This window comes from Xenorhabdus griffiniae, assembly GCF_015163655.1.
Taxonomy (GTDB): domain Bacteria; phylum Pseudomonadota; class Gammaproteobacteria; order Enterobacterales; family Enterobacteriaceae; genus Xenorhabdus; species Xenorhabdus griffiniae.
This window is the reverse complement of sequence record NZ_JADEUF010000001.1, coordinates 126,340-145,077: the sequence shown is the minus strand read 5'-3', so window position 1 is coordinate 145,077 and position 18,738 is coordinate 126,340. Positions and strand designations below refer to the sequence as shown.

Here is an 18,738-nt window from a genome sequence, read left to right as displayed (position 1 = left end):
CGTCACTTTTTTCATGTCACTTTGCCAGAAAAAGCAAAAGAATTGACGACTCGACTGACTGATAATTTCCAGATTTTAAAACCATCATCTTGAAGTGAGATTGGTATATAATCCTGAATTAAACTTAATTGAAACATGGCTATGCCAAAGTGTAAATTTTGATGGTTGGAAACCGGGTAAATGTTTATTTCTTGAGGCTAAGGCTAAATATGATCAATTCTTCGAAGATGGTGAACCTAAGTGGTTTTATGAACACTTTAGAAAAAAACCGACAGATATGACTGGACTTGAAAGTATGATTTCGCAAGCTAGTAGACAAAATGAAGTATGCACTTCATTAAATAGTATCCCAAAGTCCCATTGGCATTTTTTACAGCCAATTTCTTATATATATTTTACTGGGGCTTTTTCTTCTTTCGGATTCACTAATATTATAACATTTAACACACTAATGTCTTGATAATAAAATTTAAAAGGGTTTTAAACATGTCATTTATACATCCAAGAATGAAACTATTTTATGATCTTAGAGAGGGAATAACACCTGAATTAGTATTATCTGATACGTATCAGATAATGAAAGAAATCAATAAACTTAGTAATAGTTCAAGTGGTTGGCATTTGCCGGGGTATACTTTAAAAGAAATTCAAGAAAATAATGTGTTTAATGAAAATGGATTAACTGATTATGCCATTGAATGGTATAAAAAAGATTTTGATAAAAATATGAAGTCCATAATAAAAACGTTATTTGATGCCCCTGGGGATGTGAAGCAAAAAAATACTATCATGTATATGTGTCGAGATGATGTTTATTCAAATCCGAATAGATTAGGAAAAACCAATATATCTATTAACCTTACTCTTGAAAAAGAAAAATTCAATTTATCAAGATTTATTGACTTTATAAAAAATTTGATTTCGCAGAGATGCTCTCCATTCATCATGACGGATATCAAAGGTTATTCTTTAAAACAAAAGCAAGTTTTTCCAGATAGAATACATGCAGGCTGGATGCTTTATTTACCAATAGAAATAGATTATTCCTTAGTTCCAATGGCAGAAGAAATAATACCCATTACCGATAAAGATGGTGAAAAAGGCTCGTTACTTATTACGACAAAAGAGATTTTTGACATCGGAAACCAAAACCATATCAATAAAGCTAATGATATTGAAATCTGTCTACGGGACTTAGGATTATTACCATTATACTCTGAGGTATAAATATGGCTGGTAAAGCAGTTATCCGATTAAACGATGCAACAGATCATGGTGGCAAGGTCATCACTGCTATTGATAATTATGTTTATCAAGGAGTCCCTATTACAGCCAAAGGTGACTTAGTGACTTGTCCAAAATGTAAAGGGAGTTTTCCTATTGTGGAAGGTAGTGATGACTTAAAACATCAAGGAAGACCTATCGCATTAGAGGGCATGCATACAGCATGTGGTGCAAAATTGATTGCCAGCCAGAAAGAATTTCTCGCTTAATGAGGTGACAATTATTTTAGCGGATTTAGGGGGGCAACACTGACGCGCTGCGCTTGTCTTCTCTGATTTATCTGGCTAATGTATTAGCCAGATAAATTAGAGATCCTAAAAAACACTTGCCAGAAAAGATTTTTCCTCACCCATTCCTCATTTTTCTCCTCACTTTTTATTTTCCTCACTGCAAAAACAGGTGAGGAATTGATGTTTTTTATCCTTAAAAATCAATATGTTTTATGCTCCTCACTTTTTCCGTATATATGCGAAAAAAGTGAGGAATTTGGTGAGGCACAAATTTCCTTTCCTCACCGCTCCTCACTTTTTTACTCACTTTTTAATCTTCATTGTTCTGGTTAATGATGGTGAGTTCCTGCCCGTTACGGGCAATCAGTCCGTCTTGCTCTAACTTGGTTAACCAACGGCTGAAATTCTTCACATTCACCCCAATTGCTTTTAAATCGTCACGGACAAGGGCAATGCTACAAGGCTCTTTCAGGGCGGTACGTGACCGAATACACTGCCATAATGCTGTATGGTTATCGGTTTTATTGGAGACATGCCCGATGTCCTCCTCCTCAACCGGATCACGCGGTCGGTCAACCAGAACCAGTGATGTAATATCCTCACCGTCTTTATCGGTAAAAAGTTCAACTACACGCATGTCATAGGCTTTGGTTTCCGGCTCTTCGGCATCTTTCATTTTGGTGCAGGTCATAACCAGCGCACCGCCTTTTTTTCCTTCCCGGCTGATCCGATATTCAACATCCAGCGCAGCACGAAAGGCACTGGAACCCCTTGCGCCCTTGCTTTCATCTTTGCCGGAATGGTGAACCACGAGAATGCTTGCCCCTGTTTTGGCTTTCAGTTCGTCACAGCCCCGGACAAACGCACCCATATCTTTAGAATCATTTTCATCAGCGCCACCAAAACAACGGGCGAGAGTGTCCAGAATAATCAGGCGTACCGGTTCGCCTGTTTCAGACTCAACTTGCTGGGCGGCAATCACCAGTTCATGCACTTCGGCAGGTGAGGCCGGAAATACCGGGGTATTGATCAGATACATATTTTTAACCACCTGACCGTTGACGATTTCCCATGCTTTGATGCGTCGGGGTACACCGATCCCGCCTTCACCAACAACATACAGTACAGAACCCTGAGCAACCGCTTTCCCTGCCCATGCCTTACCCGTGGCAATATGACAGCCCCATGCGCCTGCCAGAAAACTCTTATATGACCCGCTCGCCCCGTAAATGCTGCACAGGGAATTTGCCGGAATAATGCCTTTAACAACATAATCCAATTGCGCATCAAAGCCTTCTGAGCCAACGGATAGGGGTAACTTTGTCTTACGCTGCGGATAAAGCGTTTCAACATTGTGATAATTGCGGTTTTCTGTTGCGTAACTGTTCATTGATTTCCCCACCTGATACAAACCCTGACTGAATGCTTGCTTTGCTGCCTCAATACCATAATGCTGGCGATAATCATCCCAATCGGCTTTGACAGCATCCGGTGGTAACGTGATCCAACCATTCACCGCAATAGCCGCTTTTTCTGCCGAGATCTTGCCGATATTCACTTTGGGTTTACCGTGCTTATCCAACTCGCCGGGAAGATGCCAGTCATTATCCGCTGCAATAATGATTTTCGCGTCCGGCCACCGTTCCCGAACGGCTTTGGCAACAGAATACAAATTACCTGCATCCAGTGCCGCCAGAACTGTACCTTTATAGAGCTGGTTAACCGTGAGTGCTGTGGCGTAACCTTCGGTAATAATCACTGTGTCGGGGTGCGCTTCTAGCTCTGACACGGGAATAAACGCCCCTTTTGTCTGGCTGCCGGGGAAGTATTTTTTCTCGCCATTGGGTTTGATGATCTGCGCACCTGCGACTTTTTTATCCAGTGCTGTCAGTGCCAGCACAGTCGAATTATCGAACAGTAGTTGCTGATCAAGGTGTTGCAGCCCCTTTGCAGCCAGATAGGGCGATTGCCCGGCGACAGTTTGCGCCATCAGTGCCGCCACTCTTTCAGCAATCGGCTGGGTTGGATAATGGGTTTCTTTGGCTGGCTTGGATTCTGGCAAAGGTAGCGCCAGCACATTAGCGACAACTTTAGCTGCCTCAGTGATGGAGATCCCTTTGGTTTTTGCCACTAAATCCAGTCCATCACCATAGTTTGGGGCGTCACACTGGCGGCAATGCCAGTTTCCATGATGGTGATCGTCGATAAAGTGAAAACGGTCAGTACCGCCACAGACAGGGCAAGCGCCATGTTTTCCCTTTGCCGGAATATCAATACCACACGCAGGAAGCAGATTTGCCCAGGAATACATGGCGGAGGTTTTCACGGTTTGGATAAGATCAAGGGGTTTTTGATTGCCCGATATTTTTGGGGCTGTAAATTTGGGGCGAGTTTGGGTATGCTGTGTGTCAGCCATAATTTTTTTACCTTGCTTAATGGTTGTTGGTGAAACGCCTCAGATGTGTCCTACCACACTGGGGCGTTGTGTTTTATAGTACGTTTCTTATGTCATATTCTTTTCTGTGTTATGCCGCCCGTGATGCCGCGATACGCTGGGCGATCCAGTCATCAATTTCCGATTCAATAAAGGCCACTGAACGCGGGCCGATTTTAACTTGCTGCGGGAATGCTCCGTCGCTAATCAGTTTGTAGATCCACGCTTTGCTATAACCTGTTCTGCGCTGCACTTCCGGCAAACGAATCAGATTTGTTTTCAATGCTGTCACTGTCATATTAATTCTCCTGTTACCGAGTCCCTGAGCGCTCATCGTAGACGTTGCTTGATGACAGGCGGATTATTTAAAATGCAAGACACAATGAACAGCGTTAATTGTTTTTCTCCCGATGAAAATTAACGGGTTGCAAATTGTACTAGCGGTTTTTTCTGCCACGCAGCGGTTTGGCGAAGTCGTAGGGCGTGATGGATTTTTCCCGGTTGGCATCCAGATAATCCGCCCACCACTGCACCATCAGCCGCCGTTCGTCCAGATGCTTAGAGGTGTGAATATAGGCTGCCCGGACGTTGTTGCGTTCGATATGACTGAGCTGGCGCTCGATGGCGTCATCGCTCCACAGGCCAGATTCACCCATTGCACCGCGCGCCATTGTGCGGAATCCATGTCCACAGACGTCGGTCTGGGTGTCGTAGCCCATATTGCGTAACGCGCTATTAACGGTGTTTTCACTCATGACTTTTGCAGAATCATGATCACAGGGAAACACAACTTCGCAGTTTCCACTTAGTACGTGCAAATCTTTGAATAACGAGACCGCTTGACGGCTCAGGGGCACAATATGCTCAGTTTTCATTTTCATGCCGCGCTCAGAAAAGCGAACACCTTTGATGGGTTTTCGTGTAGCGGGAATTTTCCAGACCGCGTTGTCAAGGTCGATTTCCTGCCAGCGGGCAAATCGCAGCTCACTGGAGCGGACAAACGTCAGCAGCGCCAGTTCTACGGCGATCTTGGTCAGCAAGCGCCCACGATAAGCTGATAATCGGTTCAGGAGGTCAGGCAAGTATTCATGGGGCAGGGCAGGGTGATGGCGGGATTTTGTAGTGGTGAGTGCGCCTGCCATATCATTAGCCGGGTTAGATTCTAGAATGTCATTCTGGACGGCATAGCGCATGATGGCAGTAACACGCTGTCGCAGGCGCTGGGCGATATCGTGTTTACCCTGTTCATCAATGGCTTTGACTGGCGCTAACAACTGGCTGGTGCGGAGTGTGGTAATATCGCGAGCGCCGATATGGGGGAAAATGTATTGCTCAAGGCTGCGCAGCACTTTTTGACGGTGGCTGTCGCTCCAGCGTTTGTTACTGGCGTGCCATGCACGGGCGACCTGTTCAAAGGTATTCACTTTGGCAGGCGAGGGCGCACCGCGTTTCTCAGCCTTGGGATCAATGCCTTGTGCCATCAGCTTTTTGGCTTCATCGCGTTTAGCGCGGGCATCGGCTAACGATACTGCCGGATAGACGCCAAATGCCAGACGGTCTTCTTTTTTATCGGTGGGGCGGTAATACTTCATACGCCAGTATTTTGAGCCGCGTGCTGTGACTTCTAAATAAAGACCGCCGCCATCGGCGAGTTTGTAGGTTTTTTCTTTGGGTTTGGCAGTTTCGATTTGTCGTGCGTTTAGTTTCATTATTAAGGGCATTCCTTTAATCGAACGGTAAGTGCCCCGAATTATGCCCTTCGCTGCATCTTGATTGCAACAGACGAAACTAGACGTAGAAACAGATACAAGTGTTGATTTTGCTGGATTTGATACGAAATGTTTGACTGGGCTGGACTTCACTGGAAGTTGAAGTGGTGCCCGGAGGCGGAATCGAACCACCGACACGGGGATTTTCAATCCTGTTGTTTATTAGTGTGAAGTAAATCACTTTCTTCGTTGGCTAGTTGCGCGCTAGAATTTTTATATGTCGAGCGTGCAAAATGGAACAAATTTTCTCTGCCCTTTTTAAAAAAAGGCCTATTGTATTTCCTATTGTTTCCCCCAAAGGTGGTGAAGGTAAGTCCACAAAAGCGGCTAATCTGTCCGGATTTTTGGCCGATGCCGGTTTACGTACTCTCCTGTTCGATGGCGATTATTCACAACCCACATCCAGCAGTATTTTTAAGCTGAAATATGAAGCGCCCGCCGGGCTGTATGAATTGTTGATGCAGACGGTGGATCTAAATCAGCCAGATCAGTTTATTTCCCGTTCTGCGATCAATAATCTCGATATCATTGTCTCCAACGATCCCGATGAACTTCTACCTACGGCGATGCTGCACGCCCCTGACGGGCGCCTTCGCTTGCGCAATATTTTGCAACATCCACTTTTTCAGCAATACGATGCCATTATTATTGACTCCAAAGGCGCAACCGGAGTGATGACGGAACTGGTGGTGTTGGCCGCCACACACCATGTGCTGGGGGTAATTAAACCGATTTTGCCGGATGTACGGGAGTTTCTGCGTGGCACGCTGCGAATGTTGACCCGACTACAATCCTTTGAGAATTACGGTATTCAGCTGCCGCTGATCCAGATATTGGTCAATGGCATTGAAGGCACCAATCTGGATCGCGACACGCTCAATGAGCTGACCGATATTATCGAACAGCAGCGTTACGATACATCAGCGTTGGGTGGCAGAAAGGTTTATCAGTTGCTGAACACCCGGATAGATCTGCTGGATATCTATAAACTAGGTCATGTCCGCGCTCAGCCTGTTCACCGCCTTGAATACAAAACTACCCGAAAAAGCCCTGCTGCTGCCCAAACTATGTATAGTCTCGCATGTGAATTGTTCCCTGAATGGAAAAGTAAATTTGAAACCGTTTTGATTGAACAACCAGATGGAATTGGAGACGAATGATGGATAATTTAGAAATATTAGGAATACCTAAAAATATAGACCCATTGGCGTTTTATGCTGAAGAAGCGGAGCAATCTGTATTAGGCGGTTTAATGTTAGAAAATGATCGCTGGGACGAAGTGGCTCCACTATTGCAACCTCAAGATTTTTTCTCACGTGCGCACCGTATTATCTGGCAAAAAATGGCTGAGTTGTGCCATGCCAATCTTCCTATTGATTTAATAACACTACAAGATGCGCTGGAAAAATCTGGTCAGCTTGAGCACGTAGGGGGATTTGCATATTTAGCTACGATATCAAAATATACACCAAGTGCAGCTAATATAGTTCATTACGCTGAAATAGTTTCTAAACGAAGTCGTGCAAAAGGACTGATGGACCTTGGAAAAACACTGGTAATTCAGAGCGCAGATCTTAGGACAGATGCACTTCAGCTTTGCGAACAGGCTGAAAAGCAACTATTCCTTTTATCGGAAAAAGGGGCAGTTGCTGAACAACACTCACTAATGGATGTCGTATCGAATGTTATCGATTATCTTGAAAACGCTATTCAGAGCAATGGAATAACAGGAACTCCAACAGGGTTTGCTGATCTCGATAAAAAAACCTGTGGGTTTCAGCCTGGGGATTTAATCTTATTGGGTGCGCGCCCATCTATGGGAAAAACCGCGCTAGCAATGGCAATATCTCAAGGTGCCCTTAATGGTACAGAAGGGGTTGTGCAGTTTTATAGCATCGAAATGCCAGCGGAACAGTTAATTCAGAGATTGGTTAGTGAATTAGCTTCAGTGCCACTTGAGGAAATACGTAGTGGAAATTTAGATGATAGAGATTGGGATAAAATCACCGAAGCCTTAAAGGTTATATCAGATTGGAAAGACAGATTAGTCATTGATGATAGTAGTAATATGACACCTGCTCTACTACGTGCTCGCGCTCGTCGTAATGCGCGTAAATTTGGTAAACCTAAGCTTATTGTCATTGACTACTTGCAACTTATGCGTAGTCCAGATCAAGAAAATCGTACGCTAGAAATTGGTGAAATTTCCCGTAGTTTAAAGGCATTAGCAAAAGAATTACGTTGCCCTGTGCTTGCTTTATCTCAATTAAATCGTCAACTAGAACAACGTAAAGATAAACATCCTGTCAATGGTGATCTTCGTGATTCTGGTTCCCTTGAGCAAGACGCGGATCTTATATTGTTTTTGTATCGTGATGAGGTTTACGACCCCAATTCCTTAGATAAAGGAATAGCAGAAATTATTATTAGTAAGCAACGACAAGGGCCGCTAGGGGTAATTAAAGTTCAGTTTGATGGAAGATACACTCGTTTTTCTGATTTTCCACAAGGATATGATTTTGGGATGAGGGGGTAATATATGAAAAAGCAAAAAAATAAAAAATTAGGTGATGCTTTATTACTTGGAAGCTTTTCACCGAATGCGAATATTTCTAATGTTCCTGAAAATCCAGTTATACCAGTGAGTGAAATGCCTATGGTATTAACGCTAGATCAGCTTAACCCAAACCCAGATAACCCTAGAAAGGTGAGGAATCCCCGTTACGATGATATTAAGGCGTCTATTAAAGCACGTGGCTTAGATACAGTACCTAAAGTGACTCGTGATCCTGATGGTGACGATACATATATATTTAGTGATGGTGGTAATACCCGCTATCAAATTCTTTCAGAACTATGGCAAGAAACAGGTGATGAGCGTTTTTTTCGAATTCACTGTTTATTCAAACCGTGGCCTGGTCGTTTACATTGTGTAATAGGCCATTTGGCAGAAAATGATATGCGTGGCGATTTAACCTTCATAGAAAAAGCGCAAGGAGTTCATAAAGCCAGGGCATTGTTTGAAGATAAATTGAGTAAAAAAGTAACATTACGTGAACTTTCTAATTTATTAGATAAAGAAGGATTTCCTGTCCATTATTCCAGTATCAGTAAAATGGAAGATGCATTAAATTATTTGTACCCATATATGCCGACCTTATTAGAAAACGGTATGGGTAGAGGTCAAATTGAATCACTACTTTTACTGCGTTCTAATGCTAAACGTGTGGGAAAAGAATTTCTTTCAGATAGCGATGACAAAAACTTACCTGTTGACGTTTTTTCTAATGTTTGCGCTCAGCTTGATTCCCCAGAATTATTTTCATTAGATGTATTTCGAGATGAGCTAATCGGAGAATTAATTAAAAATTGCCCTCATTCATTGTTAAATTATGATAGATGGTTATTTGAATTAGATCCTAAAACGCAATCTAAAGGAATTTTTGATAATGTAGATATAAACCAAACGAAAAATAATGCTGAAGGTGAAGTAAAAGGTAAATCTATAACCAAAGAACATCATGACGATATATCTTTTCCAGACAATGAAGCACCAGAAACAAAAATTGCGGAAAACGTAAAACAGATAAAAGAAACAATTGAAGATGAGCAAGTTGATTTTGTTGACGTTAATAACTCAAATGAGGAGGAAAATACCGAAAAAGCTTTAGTAAAAGAAAACGATTTTTATAGCACGAAAAAAAATAATACTCCTAATAGTGAATCAGAAAACGAACCAATAGAGACATTCATATCACCATATTTTGAAAGTTTGCCAAGTCAAGGTAAAGAAAGTCAACCGGTAACGTTAAGTGCATTATACCCTATTTCGCCATTACAGGACGATATTGAACATCTACAAGTAGAAATATTCCGCTCTGTTTTTTCTCTTGTTGATGGATTAGATATGTCTGAGTTTATTAGCCAAGATAATTCTGAAATGAGATCCTCTGGGTTTAGAGTTAATGAAGGTGATGCACCTGTTCTAACTTTATTGAAATTGTTATCTGGTCATGATGGAGAGGTACTTAATCATGGTTATCTTTGTGAAGTGTTAGTTGGTTCATGTACTGCTGATAAAATAAAAAGCCCAGATTTTGATGATGAAGCGATCTTACAGTTCATAAAAATCGTGCGTTTGCTAAGAAGGTTACGTGAATTGCAATCAATATATCAATATGATGGAGTCACGAATCTTAATGATGTGTGAAGATAATTTACAATATCTCAAACGTCTAATTAATACTATGCCTCCCTTTTTCAATACAGGGCGGCATAAAAAAGATCATGATGAAAAAGAGTTGAAAAAACTTATCTTTTTGATACGTGAATTTCAGGCTGTTGCTATGAAAAATACACAAAAAGAAATGTTTTCAACTCAATTAGTGGAATTGGCTAAACATGAAATAGATTGGAATCTTTTGTTAATGCTCTGCTCAGAAGTTACAGGTTCGGGTGTTTTGCTTCAAAAAAGTGAATTATCTGAACGGTCATTTGATGTTATTTTTTATGGATTAGGTCACCGTTCTGAAATAGCTAAGATATTGTTTATTGAGTTGAAAGATAGGCTGAGGTTGGCAACATATCGTCATTTAAGAAAAAATTTAGAAGTTGAACGTTGTCAATCAACGCCTTTTTCTCTGCTTAGGAAACAAATGAAGCATAAGTTTTGTGTGCAGTGGGTTGGGCAATTGTGGATTGAAATGTCACCTTTAAAGCTACATTGCAATGAAATCCATCATATGAATGATTGGAAAGTTGAATTTTATGGTCATTCTGTTGTTGGTTTTTATATTGGGGATCAAAACAATGACAAAGCAATTATCAATGTCAGGTAATAATTTATTGACTGATCTTATTATGGAAATTAAGTCTGGCAACTTAAGGCGTTGTGATTCATTAGGACTAAGTCCAGACGAAATTCGGATGTTGAATAATCTGACACTTGAGGATTTATATTATCTTTCCAAAAGTCAAGTATCTGTTATTACATACCATATACATCATGAAAACCTATACTTAATTTTAGAACAATCGCGGTTAGAACAAAAAAGAAACGAGTGTATTGATAGGGCATTAGCATTAGGTGCATCTATAGAAATGATGCATCACTACTTTGGACTTTCTCCTGTAGACGTCAGCACTCGCAGACGATTAGCGAATTTAAGAGTATCTGTTGGACGTTCTTCTAATTTGAGTGAGCAAGATAGAGAAGCTCTTTGGAGTCGTTGGAAAAAATCCGACATTCAAAATATAAACAGTGCAGAAGGATTTGAAATGATGATGTTACTGGCAGAAGAATTAGCATTATCACTAACGGCTGTTTGGAATAATCTTCAAGATTTGCTAGAAGTTTCACCTGTAAATACTAAAAAAAGGAGTCTTAAACGTAAAATAAGGAACCTAGTGTGAAGATGAGTGAACACTACAGATTAATGTATCGAGCCAGGATTCCTGAAAAAATTATCAATAAAGCTACAAAACAACTAATTCGTTTTAAGCAGGGGGAGCGAATTTCTATAAAAATGAAATGTGCGGGAAAACAGGGAGGGGTATTGAAAATTAATGTAGGTACATTTTGGCGTTTGTTAAGTCGAGACAACGGAAGAAACTGGGAACTAATGACGCACGAACGTTATAACAAGGAAATATTCAAATAGTGAGTGAGTCGTTTTTCTCTGCGCCTGCTCACTGGGCGCAGTAAAAAAACGATTTAATTTATGAATCATAAAGTAGTATGGATGACATATGGCTATTTCAAAAGAGAGTCTAATTAATTTTACACTAGAAAAAATGCAGCAAAAATTAACGTGCATATCAGAACCCACGGGAACGATACGTAGTGGTTTAATTTATGCTGGAAATATCCATGACTCTATACCTCGCCAGCTAATACTGGATAACCGTCTCTCGCCTTTCGATAAACTAACATGGATGATGATACGTTTATATGCACAACAAAATGATGGTGCGACTTTTCCTACGTATGATGAATTGCAATTACAATTAGCGGCTCCTAACAATAAAAAAGCATCAAGAGAAACAATAAGCAGGGCGTTATTAGTGTTACGAATTACCGGATGGTTAAGTTTGTGTAGACGGGTTCGGGATAATTCTGGGTGTATACGTGGCAATATTTATATGCAACATGACGAGCCGATTAGCGCATTGGATGCTGAAATATTAGATCCTCGTTGGTTAGATATATTAGAAAAAAGCTGTTCCCATGAAAATAAGAGTGTCCGTTTTACAGCTAGGGCTATTTTACAGGAAGTAAAAGACGATCCTCTTATGAAACATCAACATTCTCGAATAAAAATAATAGAAAATCGTTTAGGAACAGCACAGACACCACAACAAGTGGCAGCGGAGCAAGAGGCTATACTGTCAGGTAGTAATATTTCACCAAAAAATAAAAATCGAACTCAGTCAAAACAGTCAAAATCACTTAGTTCGGAAATCGAACTAAGTCAATCACAGCCTACATTGGAACCAAATTCGAAAATCGAACTAAGCGTAAAATCAAATGGTTACAATGGAGTTCGAAATTCGAACCACTACGTACGTAATTTTACACATGGTGTAAAAGAAACGTACGTATCTGAAACATCAGTATTAATTTTTTCGGATAAACTGAAAGAACGGTTGGGTAAACAGGACAGTAATATGCTGTTAGAACAGTTGTGTGATTTACCTACTGAACAAGCTAAGTTAATCTTAAATCAGCTAGAGTCTGGTTTTGAATCTGGTTCTGTTAGGAATCCAGTAGGATATGCTCTGGCGCTGTTGAAATCAGCTAGAGAGGGGCGTTATTCACATAACGCTAATTATAAGAACAATAAAGTAACAGAAAGAGAAAACTTGGAAGGAAATAAAAAACAAACAATAGAAGAAAGAAAAAAAGTCGAAAGGAAAAAGCACCCAGCTGCCAACACCAAGCAAATTAAAGAACATATTTCTGACATTCGAAAAAAATTGTGTTTCCCCCCGAAACATAATTAGTTTTTAGAAATTACTTTTTCCTAAATAAGAGTTTTTCATTGATGAGAAATGCATTTAGTTACTATTTTTTAAATATGCTAAATAATGGAGTGATTTTTTATGACTGCTAAAGATGTAAGTGCTGAAAAGAAAACAGCGGGAGCATTGAGATCTGAATTTTCATTTGAACTTCATACACATTTTGCTATGAAAATATGGGAAGGTCGGCATAGAAATGATGTTAATAAGAAAGAAAGGTGGGACATCATTAGTATGCCCGTTTTCATCGGAAGAGTGACACGGATTCATTATGACGCACTGGAGAATAATCCATTTGCTGATATGTTTTTGTATCGTATAGAAAAATCATTGGATGAAAGTATTGAGCTGTTGCAATCTGAGTTAGATAAAGCTGGGAAGTGGTTAACGCAAATTCCTGCACAAATATATATATCCGAAGTTGCATCTTCTGAACCGCTAGATCTGGGAGTCTTTAGTCGAACCCCTTTGGGTTATAAATGTGTTTGGTTATTGGTGGGAGTTGACCAATTAGCTATGCGTACATATCAAGCATATCACTATGGGTTAATTTCCAGAAAAAAAAAGACCGATGTACTTGCTATTGCTGGTCATCAAGTTCGTAGGGCCTTTGGGATCGTGAATCTTTACCGTAGGCTGCCCATTTCACGAGCAAATTTGGTTAAAGAAAGTGAAGAGTATCAAGCTGCCGTAAAACTAATGGGTGATTTGGATCACGATATTTTAACTGGAAAGAAGCGTTCGTCTTTTTCTCCGCCACTGGCTTCCTTAAAGTAGTAGCACTTAACAGTTGTTAACTATATGAGGAGTACTTATGTCTTTTTATAAATTTACTGTTCCTTTCTTTTTTGTGCTGCTTCAGGGTTGTGTTGGAACAGAACTTTCTGAAATTAATAAAAAAATTAGTGATTTTGGGTTATCTATAACAAAAGGTCCGGTTTCTGACGCTGATGATGGAATGCCTAGATTAAATGCTGATGTAGGAAAAAAGCGCAATAGTCGCCAGCAGGAAGTAACTGTTTCGGTTGATGTAGATACAGCAGCAGCAAGAGTCAGACGTTTCTATGAGTTTGTATCTAAAGATGAAATAGATTCATTGAAGAATAGTGGTAATAAACAAGATGAATGGACAGTAAGTGCTATAAAAGCTGCCGGATACACATGGGGAGCCAGCCCAGGCAGTTATTATAGTATGGGAAAAAATTGGAACGATAACGATCATTTGAATATTAAATTGCAGAAAAAAGGTAAAGGTACGCTGATGTTTATTACTTATAGTTCAGCTAACCCGGCACATCTAACTGATAACTATCTGAAACGTTTATTTAAACAAATTAATGACGTATCAGTGGGTAAAGTCCAATAACTTTAATCAACAAGGAATGACTATGCGTCTTTTTTTATGTGAAAAGCCATCTCAAGGTAAAGATATTGCAAAGATTTTAGGAGCAAACACTAAAAAAGATGGTTTTTATGAGGGGAGTGATCTAGTTGTTACATGGGCTAGGGGGCATTTGTTAGAAAATGCGTCCCCTGATGCTTATGGTGAGCAGTTTGGTATCCCCTGGTGTAAGGACGCCTTACCTATCATTCCATCTCAATGGAAAATGGTTGTAAAAAAAGACGCATCATCAATGTTTAAGACTATTTCACGATTGCTGAAACATGCTTCTGAAGTAATCATTGCCACTGATGCCGATAGAGAAGGGGAAGTCATTGCGAGAGAAATATTGGATATGTGCCGCTATACAGGCCCCATTCAGCGGCTTTGGTTATCGGCACTGGATGATGCGAGCATTAGGCAAGCGCTTCGTTCAATGTTGCCAGGTAAAAAAACAGAACCGCTTTATCAGGCGGGACTAGGACGCTCCCGCGCAGATTGGTTGATTGGTATGAATATGACTCGTTTTTTTACAGTATCGGCACGAGAACACGGGTATGGGGGCTTGTTCTCAATTGGGCGGGTTCAGACACCTACATTAGCGTTGCTAGTAAAAAGAGATCGTGAGATAGCCCAATTTACACCTAAACCATATTGGCAAGTGAATGCGTTATTACAACACCAAGGGATACTCTTTACGGCTAGGTGGGTAGCGGCTGAGCAATACTGTGATGATGAAAAACGTTGTAATCAATTACCAATAGCGAAAGCTGCAACTCAGTTATGTAATCAAAATAAGCAGGCGCGAGTATGTGAGGCTCAACAACAGCGTGCAAAACATTCACCACCTCTTACTTTTGATTTAGGGACGTTACAGCAAGTTGCATCAAAACGTTGGGGGTTCAGTGCTAACCAGGTACTAGAAATAGCTCAGAGCTTATATGAAAAACACAAAGCTACCACTTATCCAAGAACTGATTGTGGCTATTTGCCTACCTCCATGCAATCGGAAATTCCTGAAGTCTTAAAGGCACTAGCAGTAAGTGATCCCTCGATATCTCCATTATTAAATAAACTGGATATCAAATTAGTTTCACGTGTTTGGAATGATAAGAAAATAACGGCGCACCACGGGATTATCCCAACTAAACATCCTCCAGTGTTGTCAGATATGAATGCAGTAGAAAGAAAGTTGTATGAATTGATTCGTACTCACTATTTGGCTCAATTTTTACCTGCACAAGAAATTGATGTAACGACTCTTTCTTTTGACATAGGGGGCCAGTTGTTTATTTCTAAAGGCAACGTTGAAGTTATTAAAGGGTGGAAACTGCTATTCTCAAACTCAGAAGAAGAGAATGAAGATGATACAGAACCCACAGAAAAGCTCCCCGCTTTATCTCAAGGTGAAGTGTGCGAAGTTAAAAGCGGGGAGCTTAAGCAATTGGAAACTAAACCTCCCCAACACTACACTGATGGTACATTAATTGCTGCCATGAAAAATGCGTCTGCATTTATCACTGATCCAGCTTTAAAGAAAGTCTTAAAAGATAATGCAGGGTTAGGAACGGAGGCTACACGAGCTGGAATTATTGCTAAATTGGAGGAAAGAAACTTTTTGTCTCGTCAGAAGAAGTTTCTGTTAGCTACGGATATTGGCTCTCAGCTTATTGATGCACTACCATTTGTGGTAACTGACCCAGGCATGACAGCATTATGGGAACAGGCTCTGGAAGAAGTTGCTGAGGGTAAAATGTCCTTGGCTTCGTTCATGCAAAAGCAAGAAGCTTGGGTTCGCCATTTGTTGGAGAAAGCGCAAAATATACCATTAAAGCTGAACCTACCTACTATGCCCTCTTGCCCAAAATGCCAGGGGAGAATGGTATTACGTGAAGGCAAAAAAGGGCGTTTTTGGAGCTGTCAGCGTTATCCTGAATGTAATGGTATTGTTGCTTTGGATACACTGAATAAGGCGAAAGGTGCTAAACTCCAACTTGGTAAGAAGAAAAAAAGTAATACATTGAAAACACTTTTTTCGTAACTTAGGTTTACAGTTACCTACGTTATTGGTAATGTTTTCCAGTTAGGAAATAGTACCCCGTAGCTGCGGAGGGGAAACGTTGAAAAGCGTCCTAACCCTAACAGTTCAGAAAATTACTGCTTCGACACAGTAGATTTTCAAGGCGTATCCAACTCCGTGAAAAGCACGCCGGGTTTGTTGAATGGCCTCGGAGTTTCATTCTTAACTTCGCAGAACTGGTACAACTGCTAAAGGCGTTACCTCTGGTAACGCCTTTAATTTATTCCGATAATCGGGCGAGTAAGGAAAGTATTATTTAACGAAAAATTTGAGACTCTTATCTACATTTTCATTTTCAGACGTTTTTTATAATAACATGGTTATTTTATGACGTTAGGCTGTAATTAAAATAAATTTCATATCAATAAAATGATTTAATAAATAATAATATAGAAAAGTTTTTTGATTTGTAATTAAATTTACATATTACTTATAAAATTTAAAATTGTTACATCATCTCATGATGATTTATATTTTATATGCCTTATAAAATTAAATTTTATATGTGATTTATTTAGCATGAAAATTATGAAATTATTTCAGGAGAATATTTATGTTCAAGAAATTATTAACAACTGGAGCACTAGTAGCAACATTAATCGGAGGAGTTGGGACTGCATCTGCACTGGGGACGGCATACTATTGTCCAGAAAGCATGGGAGGGCGTATTTATGATCAGGCTCCAGGTAAAGAACTTACGATGTGGGTTGTTCACTCGACTAGGGTTTTTTCGAATTCATTTGAAGATTTTGGTAGAAAGTGGAATTTCACAGGAACAATTTGGGAATGTTATTTAGATCGTGGTTATGAACATAAAGACAGAGGTCCAAAATATTATGCTGCAAAATATGGTGGTGAGTGGGTAAATAAGCCTCGCTGAAATAAATTAGCTTATAAATTTCTAATTTATATTTAACATGAACTATAAAACTCAATTTTATATGTAATACATTATAGAGGAATGCTCATGTTCAGAAAATTATTAACAATTGGGACATTAGTAGTAGCATTAATCGGAGGAATTGGGATTGCATCGGCAGCAGGAACAAAATACTACTGTCCTGGATATGGTACGATTTGGGATCAGGTTTCAGGTAAAGGGCTTACGATGTGGGTTGTTCATTCAGCGAGAGTTTTTGCGAAATCATTTGAAGATAAAGATGGCTATAGAAAATGGTATTTCACCGGAAAAGTTGCGGAATGCCAACTAGCGGATGATTTACCTGGTGGTGGTCCAACATATTATGCTGCCGAATATGATGGTGAGTGGATAAAAAAATCTCGTTTAAAATAACGAAGTTTCGACATTATTTTTATGTTTCGTTTTAAACCTGGTATCAGGGTGAGAGTACGAATGCTTATTTACTAATAACGCTCTTGCCCTGACCGCAATATAATCTGTTAAAAGTTAGTATTAAATTATTGACATTGTTGCACTTTGGTTTAATTATATACATTGTTTTATGTTGCTCTATGTAACCTATTAATGCTTCAGCAGCCTGAAAGGAGCGCTTTCGAGTGGCTGTATTAACAATGTTTCGGTAGTCTGAGAGGAACGCCTTCGGGTGACTACGCCATCTGCCATACCTGAAAAGGCAGACAGTAAATACTCTGGGTAAACCCGTTTATTCTTTGAAAACGGGGATCGCTAAAGCGATTAAGAAACTCTTCACATATATCATATCGCGATATCAAGTTAGCCATCAGACTGACTTCCCAATGGGAAACAATTATCCCATTGTGGGTGATGTTTCTCATTTTTTTACCTTATTTCCTAGGAGAAACATCATGATGAATAGCAAAAATGAAAACAAATACTTCAATCTTCATATCAATGGCATCGGGTATTTAAGCAATATTCGCCATATAAACGGATCTAATGGGCGTTTCTTGTCGGTTGTGATTAACGCTTTAAGTGGTCCTACTGATAGTCCGGCATACGTTCGTTTTGATACTACTGTTGCTGGAGAAAACGCCATTAAGCTTATAAACCGCTGTCAGAAAGCCGTGGATGAAGATAAAAAAGTGTTGATTGGATTCGTTTTAAGTAACCCGTCTACTGAGATTTTTACACTCAATAGTGGGGAACATGCCGGAGAACAGCGTGTTAGCCTGCGTGCTCGGTTAATTAATATTGACTGGATCAAAGTTGGAAAAGAGATGGTATATAAGGCCGAAAAATCTCAATCAGCACCACCTAGTGAAGAAAAGGTTCCTGCAAAACAGTACGCGGAAGACTCATTCTAAATCACATAATTTTACTTCCCTGGGAAAAATATATTTCTTTCAGGGAAGTATGTTTCTGCCTTATCAATAAAGGAACATGCTATGATGAAAACTGGTATGCTTGCTGCAAAACTTGCAGGGCAAAATTTACCGTTACAGGTTTTATATAGCCGTGTTGGTTATTATATTGGAACGGTGAATGAAGAAGGACCTGTGTCTCGGGAGTCCGTCGAATATTTCAAATCGGATAAAATTGCATCTAAGGCTCTAAAACAAGGAAATTGGACGCAACGCGAATACATCTGAGGAGAAAT

General features: G+C 40.0%; 20 protein-coding genes. 17 read left to right on the top strand and 3 right to left on the bottom strand.

All coding sequences use genetic code 11. The features are described 5' to 3' along the window. Positions 1–100 precede the first annotated feature (100 nt). From IQ211_RS00795 to IQ211_RS00785, 3 genes are read left to right on the top strand one after another with little or no spacing between them, the layout of a single operon-like run. Entirely contained in the window at positions 101–460 is a 360-nt protein-coding gene (locus IQ211_RS00795; RefSeq protein WP_223281533.1) for a restriction endonuclease fold toxin 5 domain-containing protein, read from the top strand. Positions 461–486: 26 nt separating this feature from the next. After that, the gene (locus tag IQ211_RS00790) at positions 487–1,227 is read left to right on the top strand and encodes an Imm52 family immunity protein (protein WP_189757941.1); all 741 of its coding nucleotides are present in this window, start codon (positions 487–489) and stop codon (positions 1,225–1,227) included. Between the two features lie 2 nt (positions 1,228–1,229). After that, positions 1,230–1,493: a PAAR domain-containing protein gene (locus IQ211_RS00785; protein WP_189757942.1), complete on the top strand. Its 264-nt coding sequence runs from the start codon at positions 1,230–1,232 to the stop codon at positions 1,491–1,493. Between the two features lie 331 nt (positions 1,494–1,824). Here the strand turns inward: IQ211_RS00785 and IQ211_RS00780 are convergent, their stop codons facing one another. The 3 genes from IQ211_RS00780 to IQ211_RS00770 form a co-directional block, all read right to left on the bottom strand. Then, entirely contained in the window at positions 1,825–3,930 is a 2,106-nt protein-coding gene (locus IQ211_RS00780; RefSeq protein WP_189757943.1) for an AAA family ATPase, read from the bottom strand. A 109-nt stretch (positions 3,931–4,039) separates the two neighbouring features. Continuing rightward, a complete protein-coding gene (locus IQ211_RS00775) occupies positions 4,040–4,246 on the bottom strand; it encodes a helix-turn-helix transcriptional regulator (RefSeq protein ID WP_189757944.1) in 207 nt (68 codons plus the stop codon). Positions 4,247–4,385: 139 nt separating this feature from the next. Further along, complete coding sequence (locus IQ211_RS00770) at positions 4,386–5,657, bottom strand: tyrosine-type recombinase/integrase (RefSeq protein WP_189758069.1); 1,272 nt, start codon at positions 5,655–5,657, stop codon at positions 4,386–4,388. Between the two features lie 293 nt (positions 5,658–5,950). Between IQ211_RS00770 and IQ211_RS00765 the strand changes: the two genes are divergently transcribed. The 14 genes from IQ211_RS00765 (at position 5,951) to IQ211_RS00700 (ending at position 18,730) form a co-directional block, all read left to right on the top strand. Next, complete coding sequence (locus tag IQ211_RS00765; protein ID WP_189757945.1) at positions 5,951–6,877, top strand: ParA family protein; 927 nt, start codon at positions 5,951–5,953, stop codon at positions 6,875–6,877. Then, complete coding sequence (gene dnaB-PI / locus IQ211_RS00760; RefSeq protein WP_189757946.1) at positions 6,874–8,253, top strand: SPI-7-type island replicative DNA helicase; 1,380 nt, start codon at positions 6,874–6,876, stop codon at positions 8,251–8,253. The genes IQ211_RS00765 and dnaB-PI overlap by 4 nt, the downstream gene beginning before the upstream one ends. A 3-nt stretch (positions 8,254–8,256) precedes the next feature. Continuing rightward, positions 8,257–9,927, top strand: coding sequence for a ParB family protein (locus IQ211_RS00755; RefSeq protein WP_189757947.1), 1,671 nt, complete (start codon positions 8,257–8,259; stop codon positions 9,925–9,927). Beyond that, the gene (locus IQ211_RS00750) at positions 9,917–10,555 is read left to right on the top strand and encodes a DUF7168 domain-containing protein (RefSeq protein ID WP_189757948.1); all 639 of its coding nucleotides are present in this window, start codon (positions 9,917–9,919) and stop codon (positions 10,553–10,555) included. Before IQ211_RS00755 ends, IQ211_RS00750 begins: the two co-directional genes overlap by 11 nt. Continuing rightward, positions 10,527–11,129 (top strand): DUF2857 domain-containing protein, encoded by a 603-nt coding sequence (locus IQ211_RS00745; protein WP_189757949.1) that lies wholly within the window; start codon positions 10,527–10,529, stop codon positions 11,127–11,129. Before IQ211_RS00750 ends, IQ211_RS00745 begins: the two co-directional genes overlap by 29 nt. Before the next feature lie 2 nt (positions 11,130–11,131). After that, positions 11,132–11,377, top strand: a complete 246-nt coding sequence (locus tag IQ211_RS00740) for a ParE family toxin-like protein (RefSeq protein WP_189758070.1) — start codon at positions 11,132–11,134, stop codon at positions 11,375–11,377. Between the two features lie 88 nt (positions 11,378–11,465). Then, complete coding sequence (locus IQ211_RS00735) at positions 11,466–12,719, top strand: STY4528 family pathogenicity island replication protein (RefSeq protein WP_189757950.1); 1,254 nt, start codon at positions 11,466–11,468, stop codon at positions 12,717–12,719. Between the two features lie 99 nt (positions 12,720–12,818). After that, entirely contained in the window at positions 12,819–13,514 is a 696-nt protein-coding gene (locus IQ211_RS00730; RefSeq protein ID WP_189757951.1) for a PFL_4669 family integrating conjugative element protein, read from the top strand. 37 nt (positions 13,515–13,551) lie between these two features. Further along, complete coding sequence (locus IQ211_RS00725; RefSeq protein WP_189757952.1) at positions 13,552–14,103, top strand: hypothetical protein; 552 nt, start codon at positions 13,552–13,554, stop codon at positions 14,101–14,103. Positions 14,104–14,125: 22 nt separating this feature from the next. After that, positions 14,126–16,159, top strand: coding sequence for a DNA topoisomerase III (locus IQ211_RS00720; protein WP_189758071.1), 2,034 nt, complete (start codon positions 14,126–14,128; stop codon positions 16,157–16,159). Between the two features lie 592 nt (positions 16,160–16,751). Then, positions 16,752–17,078: a hypothetical protein gene (locus IQ211_RS00715; RefSeq protein WP_189757953.1), complete on the top strand. Its 327-nt coding sequence runs from the start codon at positions 16,752–16,754 to the stop codon at positions 17,076–17,078. An 87-nt stretch (positions 17,079–17,165) separates the two neighbouring features. Next, positions 17,166–17,492 (top strand): hypothetical protein, encoded by a 327-nt coding sequence (locus IQ211_RS00710; RefSeq protein WP_189757954.1) that lies wholly within the window; start codon positions 17,166–17,168, stop codon positions 17,490–17,492. 497 nt (positions 17,493–17,989) lie between these two features. Then, a complete protein-coding gene (locus IQ211_RS00705; protein WP_189758072.1) occupies positions 17,990–18,445 on the top strand; it encodes an STY4534 family ICE replication protein in 456 nt (151 codons plus the stop codon). 81 nt (positions 18,446–18,526) lie between these two features. After that, positions 18,527–18,730: a hypothetical protein gene (locus IQ211_RS00700; RefSeq protein WP_399477574.1), complete on the top strand. Its 204-nt coding sequence runs from the start codon at positions 18,527–18,529 to the stop codon at positions 18,728–18,730. Positions 18,731–18,738 lie beyond the last annotated feature (8 nt).